This is a genomic window from Chitinophaga vietnamensis (genome assembly GCF_902167635.1).
Classification (GTDB): Bacteria; Bacteroidota; Bacteroidia; order Chitinophagales; family Chitinophagaceae; genus Chitinophaga; species Chitinophaga vietnamensis.
On the sequence record NZ_CABHMS010000002.1, the window covers coordinates 519,311 to 531,000 of the forward strand.

The following is an 11,690-nucleotide window of genomic DNA, read 5'->3' on the forward strand; positions in this document are numbered from 1 at the left end:
TATTTCAAAGATTGTAAGAACATGAAAAATAGCATATCGGTCTGGCTGAAGCGGGTATTGATTATTGCAGTCATTCATTGTACGGGCATTGAGCTTTCTCTCGGTCAATCTGACCAGTTAAGTACGATTATTCCGCCATCGCCACGCTCAAGAGAGTTTGAAAAATTCATCAATTATGAGGTTTCACTATACAACGGGTTACCTCAGATTAATGTCAATTTTTATACTATTGAACTAGGCGGTATAAAGATACCCATAGGTATATCTTATCACGCCTCTGGTATAAAATATGGCCAAACGAGCGGCGATGTGGGCATTGGCTGGGCCTTGGACCCTGGGTTCCGTGTGTCGAGGACAGTGCATGGCCGGCTGGATGAGGCTTACGACATGCCAGATATGAATAATTTTCCCGGCGGGCAGACGATAAGCAGCTACCTGAGTGGGTTTTCATCTTCGTACGACCGTGACCGGTACCTCGCGAGGTACATGCTATTACAACCAAATGGAGAGAAACCTGCCGTTTCTGCATCCTCAAATGACTACCTGGATGGGCAATATGATCAATTCACTATTGGCTTGCCAGGTAACAGTGGCAATTTCATTATCACGAACCGCTTGAGCCGCACTGTTACTATGCTGGATAATTCAGCGTTGCAAAAGATCAATTATTCAACCGGGGATGTTGGTATTACGGAATTTAATGTGACCGATGGAAATGGAATACAGTATAGATTTGGTGTTTCAGATGCTAATAATGAAAACTCACAGGTATATATCAATGGTGCATACCGAAAGTATAATTCTGCCTGGTTATTGGGCAAGATTACCACGCTCTTCAATGATTCCATTAATTTCCAATACCAATCATTTACTGAATCAAGTGAAGGGATGCCGTCTTATAGCAGGACAATTCTGGAGGGCTATGGCCCAACTTACTGTTCCCCGTTGTGTTACCCCTCGTCGGACAATAATCAAAGGGGACTTGAGCAACCTGCTACAATCAAGTATTATGATACGAAAATATTATCCGGCATCACTACTCCGAATGAGCTGGTAACGCTAACCCGGAACGCTAATGGCACAGTAAGTACTATCACGGTTACTAATAAGAAGGGAGCACTATTGAAAAAGGTGTCCTTCTTTTACAGTCTCTCAGGATCTTCTAATTTTCTGGATTCCCTTCAAGTGGCTGGCGCCGACAACGTGGCGGTTGAAAGGTATAACTTTGACTATACATCAAAAAATGTACGTTTCCCCAACTACGATTGCTTTGGATATGGAATAAACAACCCTGGCGGAGGATATAGTTACGCGAATTATTTTGGCAAGTTTGACTATACACAAGTAGGCAAGGATGTCTACACTACTAGTCCCGGTGATCCTGGCGCATCATCTGATGTATGTAACGGGAATGCGTTTCCTCAATCATATCCTCAATCGATCACATTTGACGGTACCGATAAAAGAAGCGTGCTCCCATTGGACGCTGGCATGTTGAAACGGATTACCTATCCTACGGGAGGGACTCGAACATTCAGCTACGAGTACAACCAATACAAAGTTTTGGTGAATGGTATTGCTTACGCCAGAACTGGCGGCGGTTTCAGGATAGCCAGTATTAGCAGCGATGATAAAGTGAAAGGTACTACCTTAACCAGAAACTATTACTATGGAGATGGCCAGCGTACTTTCGATCCCACAGATCCCCAGCTGGCAGTGAAAGAAAAAGCAGCATTGGCCTTGTTTACATGCCCCGGCGCTACCGTGAAGAAATTACGGCAGGTTACACAGGCTTCATCATTAGATGAAGAGTTGTCGGAGGCCATAGTGCAGGGCCAGGAGGGTTGGTACAGCGATGTTACAGAAAACTATGGCGCGGGGAAGATTACATATAAGTTCAATATTCCCAATACAACTGCGGGTTTAAACCGCTACATAAACAATGGTACTTCTCTGGCGAATCCATCCTATTGTTTGCAGACGTATAATCCCTGGAACAAACCTTATTTAGCAGAGAAAACGATTTATGAAACCAAACCTGTTACGGGTGACGTGATCAGGCAGAAGGAGAGCTATGAATACTATATACCTGCTCCCAACCCGGTATCTGAGGTATTTACCGGTTTGAAAGTGTCTCCTTACGGACTTGCGTACAAAGTAGATGTACAGAACCTTTCGACGCCAACATATGATTTGTACGCAGCCGGAATACAATCTGTGTTTAATTATGCTACATATAATCTGACTAAAGGGGATGTACTGTTGAAGAAGAAGATAACTACTGATTATGATACCCAGACAGGCAATACTACCAGTACAGTTGCTGAATACAATTATACCTATGCTAACCTGATGGCTAGTGAGAAAGCGACTAATAGTAAAGGAGAGGTGATCTTCACCAGTTATAAATATCCGCTCAATTATGCGGGTATAACCGCTACAGACGCTATTTCGGCAGGTTTGAAGAATATGCAGAATGTTAATGTTGTCAATCCCGTAATTGAAAAAAGTATCTACCGCGCAAATGTAGATATGACCAATAAGCGGTTGATGTCTTCTTTGTTCTTTACTTATAAGTCTATGGTCCCTGTGGCTGATAAAGTCTTCAGAACAGCGTTGGCGGCGCCCGTTACCAGTTTTGTTGAATCCAGTGTTCAGAGTGGCGCGGTAATAAAAGACAACAGTTATCTTGAAGATATCAGCTTTGATCTATACGATGCTAAGGGGAATATTTTACAGCGTTCCAGAACTAATGATGCCAAAGAAGTTTATTTCTGGGGGTACAATAACAATTATCCAGTGGCTAAAATTACGGGAAGTGACTATAATGCGGCGAAACAATATATCAGTCAGATCCTGCTTGATAGTGCCGCCAATTATACAGATGCAGCTGTTCAAGCCGAGCTGGGCAAGCTACGTACCAACCTGGGCGGGGCATTGGTATCAACGTACACCTATCGTCCGCTGGTGGGTATGAGTACCGCAGCCGATCCTTCCGGTAAGCTCTCGTACTATGATTATGATGCTTACGGAAGGCTGCAAACGGTGCGTGATAAAGATACCAGGATTGTAAGCCAGTTTGACTACAAATATCAGACTCCTATTACGCCTATATGGGGCAATAATTATAAGTTCCAAACGTTTACCCGCAACAATTGTACTGTTGGTGGAGGTACACCTGTGGATTACGCCGTACCTGCCGGAACTTATTATTCGGGTATCAGCCAGGCAGATGCCGACCAGATGGCGCAGAATGATATCAATGCTAACGGTCAGGCCTATGCGAACAAGTATGGTTGCTGTACTTACTTCAAGAATGCCGGTGCCAGTCAGTGGTTCATACGCAGCAACTGCACCGCAGATTCAATCGGGGGATGGATACTCTATAGCGTGCCGGCAGGAACTTACACTTCTGTTATTAGTCAAGCAGATGCCGATCAAAAAGCCACAAACGAAATCAATACTAATGGACAGGCTTATGCAAACCAATATAGTAAATGCCAGCCACCGGTATATGCAAAATTGCGTTTAGAGAACATTACTCAAACGCCTACGACTACAACGGGTGATGTGGTTGTACGGTTCTACAGTGATGATGCCTGTACGACGCCTGTTTCATTAGTAGGTAGCGTGATAGTAAATATCAAGATTACAAAGGTCACCACACCTGATAATACTACTACCATTACTAATGAAAGCTCCACCTGCAATGGCTCCTACCAGGTGCTTAAATCAGCCTTCCTTCTTTCAGAACGGCAATCACAAACACCGGGAGCCCCTGCCACCAATTATACTTTTACACTGCAAAGTGGTTATGGATACACCGTGCGTTAACCAATAAATAAGCATCAGCATGCAAAAGAGATTCTCTATACAACAAATTTTTTTTACGACGGTGTTATTGCTGCTAAATGCAGGGGTATGTGCGCAGTCGCCCGATGCCAGTCAGCGGCCCGCCGCCACAGCTGTTACGCCACCAGCGGCTTACAATAATTCCACTATTAACTATATCCGTACCTGGACACCCAGCATGCCCACTACTGATACCGCTGTGGTGAGCGCTGCTGCAAGATCGGTGGCAGAAGTAAAACAGGCCACGCAGTATTTTGATGGCTTGGGCCGGCCGATACAAACGGTTGCTAAAGGAATAAGCGCAACAGGCAAAGATCTGGTGACGCCTGTTGTATATGATGCATTCGGAAGGGAGCAGTATAAATATCTTCCATATGCGCAGCAGGACGCCAGCGATGGCAAATTCAAAACCAATCCTTTTAATAGCCAGGCATCGTTTTATCAGAATGCTGCACTGAATCCCGGCGCTAACGGGGAAAGTATTTATTATAGTCAGACAGAATTCGAGTCATCTCCGCTTAATCGCGTGTTGAATAACTATTCAGCTGGCAACAGCTGGGCAAAAGAAGGAGGGAACCGCGCGGTGCAAAATCAGTATCTGGTGAATACTGTAGCGGATTCTGTTCGCCTGTGGAGTATCAATGCTGTTATTCCGGTGAGCACTACTACCTATGCCGCTGGAACGCTGTACAAAAATATTATCATCGATGAAGCCGGCAACCAGTCGGTGGAATATAAAGATAAAGAAGGTCATGTTGTACTGAAGAAAGTGCAGCTGTCTGCAACTCCCGGCACGGCGCACGTAGGCTGGCTTTGCACCTATTATGTGTATGACGACCTGGGCAACCTGCGTTTTGTGATCGCACCGCGGGCAGTGGAATTGATTAGCGCCAATTGGAGCATCAGTGCAGACATGGCTGCCGAGCTTTGTTTTGCTTATCGCTACGATGGCCGTAACCGCATGATCGTGAAGAAGGTGCCTGGCGCAGATTCCACTGAAATGGTGTACGATGTGCGCGACAGGCTGGTATTCAGCAGAACCGGCAATCTCAGGGATCAGGGCAACTGGCTGGTGACATTTTACGATAACCTCAACAGGCCAACGATGACGGCCTTATACCGTTCCTCATCGAGCCGGGATGCACTGCAAACCAGTATGAACACGGCAGTATCCAATACTACCGCGATCGCCTATACGTTCCCAGGCACTGCCGACCTGGTATTGGGTAATTATGATGGCAGTTCTTTATACCAGGCCACTAACAGCATTACGGTACAAGATGGATTTGATTCCGGTACTGGCGCTGAATTTTCAGCAGAGATCAACGCTAATGCTAATAATGGCACTACATCTGTTACGGTAACGAACCCCCTGCCCGGAATTGCCAGCAGCGCATTAACGCCACTGACTTACACCTTCTACGATAATTACAACTACAATGGCAAACTCGATTATGTAAGTGGCGATATCACAAAGCCACAAGCAGGCAGCAATCCCTATGCAGAAGCCTTGCCTGCTTCCGCCAGCGCGGCTATCATGGGACTTACCACCGGAGTTAAAGTGCGTGTGCTGGAAACTAATCAATGGCTTACCACCAGCACCTACTATGATGATAAAGGCCGCGCCATTCAGACCGTCTCCAACAACAATACCGGTGGGAAGGATGTACTGACAACATTATACGATTTTAGCGGCAAGATATTAAGTACTTACCTGCGACAAACAAACGTACGCAGCGGCGCTACCCCTCAAACCACTTTGCTCACCATGAATCAGTATGATGATGGCGGCCGGTTGGTATCTATCAAAAAGCGTTTGAATGATAATGTAAGTCTGGAGAGAACAATCGAAGAGAATAGCTACGATGAGCTGGGACAACTCAAAAGCAAAAGGATAGGGGTTTCCAGCGCAAGCGCGCAACTGGAAACACTGAACTATGAATACAACCTCAGAGGCTGGCTGAAGGGCATCAACAAGAGCTTTGTGAATACAGCCGGCAGCACCAGCAACTGGTTCGGCCAGGAGCTCAGCTACGACTATGGTTTCAGCAGTAACCAGTTTAATGGTAATATCTCTGGCATCAAATGGAAGAGCGGTTCCGATGGTACGCCACGGGCTTATGGCTACAGCTATGATAAAGTCAATCGCATTACTATCGCCGACTTCAACCAGCAGAATACAAATGGCGCCAACTGGACGCGTGACAAGGTTGATTTTTCTGTAAGTGGTCTTAACTATGATGCCAATGGCAACATCCTCTCGATGACCCAGAAAGGGATGATAGGCATTACACCCTCTACCATCGATCAATTAACATACAGTTACCGTTCAAACAGTAATAAACTGATGGCGGTAGCCGATCCTATCAACACGTCCAGCGCGGGTTTAGGGGATTTCATCAATGGAACTAACGCTGGCAACGACTATAAATATGATACCAGCGGTAACCTTATCCAGGACCTGAATAAGGGCATCGCGTCTATCAGTTACAATCATCTCAATCTTCCGGATACCATTATCATCACGGGTAAAGGTACTATCACTTACTTGTACGATGCAGCTGGCAACAAATTGAGGAAAACGGTACTTGATAATACAAGCAATCCTGCCAAAACCACCGTAACCGATTATCTTGGGGGACAGGTCTATTCCAATGATACCTTGCAGCTGATCAGTCATGAAGATGGCCGCATCCGCCCGGTATTCAAGACAGGCCAGCCATTAGCATACGCCTTCGACTATTTTGTAAAAGATCATTTAGGAAATATCCGGATGGTATTAGGCACACAGAGTGATGCCAACCAATACGCAGCCACTATGGAAACCGCTGCCAGCGCCACAGAGAATGCGTTGTTCAGCAATATCGATGTTACCCGCGCACCCAAGCCGGTAGGCTATCCTGTTGACGGCACCACCAATCCTAACGACTACGTAGCTAAATTGAATGCTACCAACGGCCAGAAGGTAGGCCCGTCACTGGTTTTGCGGGTAATGGCCGGCGATACCATCCAGCTCGGTGTCAAAGCATTTTATAAAAGCACCGCTGCCAACACTTCCAGTACCACCAGCAGCGCGATGTTGGGTTCCTTGCTATCTGCCTTCAGCGGCGGTAGCGTAGCCGATGGATCACATAGCGCCACAGGACCGGGTTCACCAATGGCTACTACTTACAGTAGCGCCCTCTATGATCAGCTGAAACAAAAAGACCCCAGCCAAAACCTGCCGGATAAGCCCAAGGCCTATCTGAGCTACGTACTCTTCGACGACCGCTTTAATATGGTAGACGAGAACAGCGGTGTAAAACAGGTACAAGGCACGCCCGACGCCTTACAAACGCTGGCTACCGACAGGCTCACGATCAAGAAGACAGGCTTTTTGTATATTTATACCAGCAACGAAAGTGGTGCAGATGTGTTCTTTGATAACCTGGTAGTAGCGCATAATAGCGGGCCGCTGTTGGAGGAGACGCATTATTATCCGTTTGGGTTGACGATGGCGGGGATTAGTTCGAATGCGTTGAAGGGGAGCAACTACTCTGAAAACCGCTTGAAATACAACGGAAAAGAACTTCAATCAAAAGAGTTCGGAGACGGTTCAGGGTTGGAGTTATATGACTACGGAGCCAGGATGTATGATGCGCAGATAGGACGGTGGCATGTTCAGGACCCAATGGCAGACAAGTACATAGGCTATTCTCCTTATGGCTATGCTAATAATAGTCCTATACTCTTTGTTGATCCGAATGGAAAGGAGATTTGGATATATTATGGAGATAATCAGAAAGCTCGCTACAACAATGGAAGATTGTATAATGAAGATGGTAGTAAATATAAGGGGAAGGATCAGTTTGTGTCTACCGTAATGAAGACATTAAATCAAATGAACTCAACTGAAATAGGCAAGGAGGTCTTAACTACTCTTTCTGGCTCTGAGAATAAATTTGATTTTATGAATAAAACCCCTACGAAGGGAGGAAAAGAAATAGACGCATTACAGTTCCAAGAAAATGCTTCTGGTGGAGGTAAGATTTGGGCCGGAGCATTAATGAAAAATACTCCTGGTGCACAGAAATTAGAGAATACGGCGCATGAATTATTCCACGGTTATCAGCATGAGAATAAACAAAGCGGTGCATCTGTAAATAATGAAGTAGGGGCATACTTATTTGGGCAGGCAGTAGCAATGAATGCAGCACTAAATGGTAGTGCTATGGGTGGTCTCCAACCTCCTGCAAGAATGGATAATAATGCGGGGGTAATGTATGGGCAGGCCTATAATTACTTATTGTATGATGCAAAAGGTGTCAATTATAATACTTATATTAATTATTTTAATGCACTTATGAGCTTCAAGAAAGGAAGCACGTCTAACGTAACAGGTCTTTATAATAACAACCCTATGTTACTGCCCAATCAACAAGGATCTGTTATATTTAAATTTTTCCCATTAATAAGAGAAAAATAGTACTCATGAAATCCGTAATAGCATTGATGATAGTAGGCTTTAGCTTTGGTTGTGTCCAATCAGGCAGAGAAGTCACAAATGAGGCAGCTGTAAAGAGTGGGGATACAATTATAGACCCAATAGTGCCGTCTCACTTTGAGATAGACTATAACCGAGTTGTCAAAGTTAGTCCTAATATCTTTCCTCAAGGTTCTAATGGTATTGGGGCAATTAGAATATTTATTGATACAGCGTCAAAAGTAGAACGGTTTGAAATTATTTCTGCCAGAATTAATGATGGAGGGAATACTATTTACAACTATGTATCTGATAAGGATAGCGCTAAAACACAGGAGTTAATTAATGCATTGAAGATATTGGTAAATAGTATTAAAGTAAGGAAGCTTGGTAATCCAATATTACATGGCCTGGAGCCGTATGATTTAGCTGTCAAATTTGAATAATAATTTTTATCTCATAACAGTAAAGCCGCTGGCGTGATGCCAGCGGCTTTACTGTTATCTTGAATATGCTTTTTTAGTTTTATTGTATGTAATGGCCATATCGATGAAGTAATAAATTTTTTCTTTTTCCTCCTCCGGTAAGGCTTCAATATCTTCAATGCGTTTAAGTAATTTTTTATCCAGTACCATGCTGGTAGAGCCGCCAATCAGGTAATCCACGGTCACGCCCAGTTCATCCGCGATTTTTTTAGCCATCTCGATAGAAGGCTTTATCTCGCCACGTTCATATCGGCCAATAATGGGCGCCGATGTACCCACTCTTTTAGCCAGTTCGTCCTGGGATATTTTAAGCTGCTTACGCTGCGTAGCAATGTGTTCACCAAAAGTCATAAAAAGGTACTTTAAATACCCTGTAAAAGCTGGTGTAAGTACCCCATCTAGGTAACAGCGATTAATTGGAGTTTCTTGATTTTTGCAACTCCGTTTTCCATTCGCAAGGCGTCATGTTCTTCAAAGATTCGTGGGGTCTTCTCTGGTTATATTCTTCGATCCAGACATCGGTTAATTCCCTTACCTGGTACAAGTCCTCAAAGATATAAGCATCCAGGACGGCTTCTCTGTAAAGACGATTAAATCGTTCGATATAACCATTCTGCATTGGTCGGCCTGGTTGAATGTATTGTAGCCTGATATCATGCTGATGGCACCACTGTTCAAAGTACGCGGAAGTGAACTCCGGGCCATTATCAGTTCTTATCGCGGCTGGTTTCCCTCGGTATTCAATAATTTTTTCCAATACCCGCACAATTCGGCATGAGGATAGTGAAGTATCGATTTCTATACCCAATACCTCCCGGGAGCCATCATCTATCACGTTAAATGTCCTGAAGCGTTTGTTTCCGGTCAGGCTATCACTCATGAAATCCATACTCCAGATGACATTAACATTGGTTTGCCGCTGCAATGGTTGTTTGATACGAGCTGGCACTCTCCGTTTGAGCTTCTTCCTCTTATTCAGTTTAAGCAGCCTGTATACCCGATATACTCGTTTATGATTCCAGTGGTGGCCGGCACGCCTCAAATAGGCAAATAGCTTGCGAAAGCCGTAGGAAGTATGCTTAAAAGCAAGGTCCTGAAGGGCATCAATCAGTACCTGGTCATTTCTACGACTACGATAGTAAAACTTCGAACGGGGAAAGGAAACTATTCGACAGGCCCTGCTCACAGAAACACCCTGATCTGCGACCAGTTCTTCTGCTACTTGTCTTTTTGTGGAAGGGCCCAGCCTTTTTTTGTGAATAGATCCTTCAGTATCTGATTGTCAAGGGACAGGTCAGCATACATTCTTTTGAGCCTGGAATTTTCTTCCTCCAGGTCTTTGAGGCGCTTCACATCTGAAGCCTCCATGCCTCCATACTTGCTTTTCCAGTTATAGAAAGTGGCTTCAGAAATGCCGTGTTCACGACAAATGTCCTTTGTGGCAAGCCCGTTCTCCTGCTGCTTCAAAATAGACACAATCTGGGTTTCTGTGAATCTGGTCTTTTTCATGATGGTAGTTCAGTTTAAATTTAACCTTTTTTATCTAAGTTTAAACTGTTACCAGAATAGGGATACTTACAACCCTTTCCAAAACTTAACCCAAACATAACACTGCTCATTTCTTAAACTTCCGGTAACATTAGCCTCCTAAATTAGCAGCATCAACCTCTGTGGATATGATGAGCATTATACTTCTGTCATGCATTAACCTGCAAGCCTGTGTCGCTATTTATTTGTTTAACCTCTTACGGCCTAAGGACCGCTTCGAGAAAACGCTGAACGCTTTCCTGATCCTGCTGCTGGCGCATCTGGGGGTGAAGTTATCTTTGCTGGTGGTGTGGAAGAGCGCCTTCCTGTATAATAACAGCCCGAGTGGTTTCAGCTTCGCCTATGGACCGCTCTTGTACCTGGCCACTTTATTTTACCGGGAGCGCAAAGTACGCACCCCGAAAATCCTGGCGCACATGCTGCCTTTATGTATCGGACTGCTGATGTTCCTGGTTACCAGTGAAGGGTACCTGGAAGGACTGATATCGCCCGTGTTCATGCGCATGTATGCGAAAGTCTATGAGATAGGAGCGATCGGGTCGCTGATCGTATACCCCTTATTGTGCTGGCGGATGCTGAAAGGCGGCGCGGATACACCGGCTGATCCCAAACGCAAGCTGCTGCTGGCTTTCATACGTACGATACTGGCGGCTATCTTACTGGGGCTGGCAGGCATGGTGGTATTCGGCATCAAAACGGGCCGCTGGGATCTCAACTTCTGGATATTACCTTATCTCTGTTATGTATGGCTGATCGTGATGATCCTGCGATATAAAATGGAATCTATTGCGGCCGTGAAGCCGGTGGCGCCGCCTGTAAGACAGTATAAAAAATCAGGGCTGGACGAGGAGCGCATGGATAGTTATGAAGATAATATCCGCGCCTTCATGCAGCAAAGTCGTATCTACCTGGAGCCGGAGCTGTCGCTGGAAGAGCTGTCGGAGCGCGCCGGTATCCCCAAACATCATATCACGCAGTTGCTGAACGAACGTTTCAACAAAAACTTCTACACCTTTATTAATGAATATCGGATAGAGCTGGCGATGAAGAAATTAAAAGATCCTTCTCTCGACATTAATTTATTATCCCTCGCCTACGATTGCGGCTTCAATTCCAAATCATCTTTCAACAGTTATTTCAAAAAGATCACGGGGGTAACGCCTTCCGTTTACCGGAAGAATAGCCATCAAAACATTCCGGTAACAATTCCGTAAGGATTAGGTAACATTGGCTAAATGAGCCATGGTGGCTGATGTTAGTGTGTGTGCCATACGGCTTGTACATTTTTTTGACCTTCCCGCTGGGCTTTGTCGTATTAGTTGGGCGGCATTTTCATTTTTGCG

Annotated in this window: 6 protein-coding genes; 4 read left to right on the forward strand and 2 right to left on the reverse strand. The window is 45.0% G+C overall.

Going from position 1 to position 11,690, the window contains the following annotated elements; translation table 11 throughout:
- Positions 1-21 precede the first annotated feature (21 nt).
- Genes FPG75_RS06395 through FPG75_RS06405 form a run of 3 tightly spaced genes read left to right on the forward strand, consistent with a single transcriptional unit; the run spans position 22 to position 8,760 of the window.
- The gene (locus FPG75_RS06395; protein ID WP_143305935.1) at positions 22-3,834 is read left to right on the forward strand and encodes a DUF5977 domain-containing protein; all 3,813 of its coding nucleotides are present in this window, start codon (positions 22-24) and stop codon (positions 3,832-3,834) included.
- Between the two features lie 19 nt (positions 3,835-3,853).
- A complete protein-coding gene (locus tag FPG75_RS06400; protein WP_143305936.1) occupies positions 3,854-8,317 on the forward strand; it encodes a DUF6443 domain-containing protein in 4,464 nt (1,487 codons plus the stop codon).
- 5 nt (positions 8,318-8,322) lie between these two features.
- The gene (locus tag FPG75_RS06405; RefSeq protein WP_143305937.1) at positions 8,323-8,760 is read left to right on the forward strand and encodes a hypothetical protein; all 438 of its coding nucleotides are present in this window, start codon (positions 8,323-8,325) and stop codon (positions 8,758-8,760) included.
- A 54-nt stretch (positions 8,761-8,814) separates the two neighbouring features.
- Here the strand turns inward: FPG75_RS06405 and FPG75_RS06410 are convergent, their stop codons facing one another.
- Together FPG75_RS06410 and FPG75_RS06415 are read right to left on the reverse strand one after the other, a co-directional pair.
- Positions 8,815-9,150: a helix-turn-helix domain-containing protein gene (locus FPG75_RS06410; RefSeq protein WP_142688496.1), complete on the reverse strand. Its 336-nt coding sequence runs from the start codon at positions 9,148-9,150 to the stop codon at positions 8,815-8,817.
- Positions 9,151-9,211: 61 nt separating this feature from the next.
- A protein-coding gene (locus FPG75_RS06415) for an IS3 family transposase (RefSeq protein ID WP_143305938.1) occupies positions 9,212-10,308 on the reverse strand; the annotation gives its coding sequence in 2 pieces (ribosomal slippage) (positions 9,212-10,062 and positions 10,062-10,308; 1,098 coding nt in all).
- Between the two features lie 167 nt (positions 10,309-10,475).
- Here FPG75_RS06415 and FPG75_RS06420 point away from each other — a divergent pair.
- On the forward strand, positions 10,476-11,561 hold the full coding sequence (locus FPG75_RS06420; RefSeq protein ID WP_143305939.1) for a helix-turn-helix domain-containing protein: 1,086 nt from the start codon (positions 10,476-10,478) through the stop codon (positions 11,559-11,561).
- The last annotated feature ends 129 nt before the right edge of the window (positions 11,562-11,690 follow it).

Excerpts from the sequence above, each read along its gene's own strand:
- FPG75_RS06420 (WP_143305939.1), top strand. The coding sequence starts at position 10,476 with ATGATGAGCATTATACTTCTGTCATGCATTAACCTGCAAGCCTGTGTC.
- FPG75_RS06410 (WP_142688496.1), bottom strand. The coding sequence starts at position 9,150 with ATGACTTTTGGTGAACACATTGCTACGCAGCGTAAGCAGCTTAAAATA.
- FPG75_RS06405 (WP_143305937.1), top strand. The coding sequence starts at position 8,323 with ATGAAATCCGTAATAGCATTGATGATAGTAGGCTTTAGCTTTGGTTGT.
- FPG75_RS06400 (WP_143305936.1), top strand. The coding sequence starts at position 3,854 with ATGCAAAAGAGATTCTCTATACAACAAATTTTTTTTACGACGGTGTTA.
- FPG75_RS06395 (WP_143305935.1), top strand. The coding sequence starts at position 22 with ATGAAAAATAGCATATCGGTCTGGCTGAAGCGGGTATTGATTATTGCA.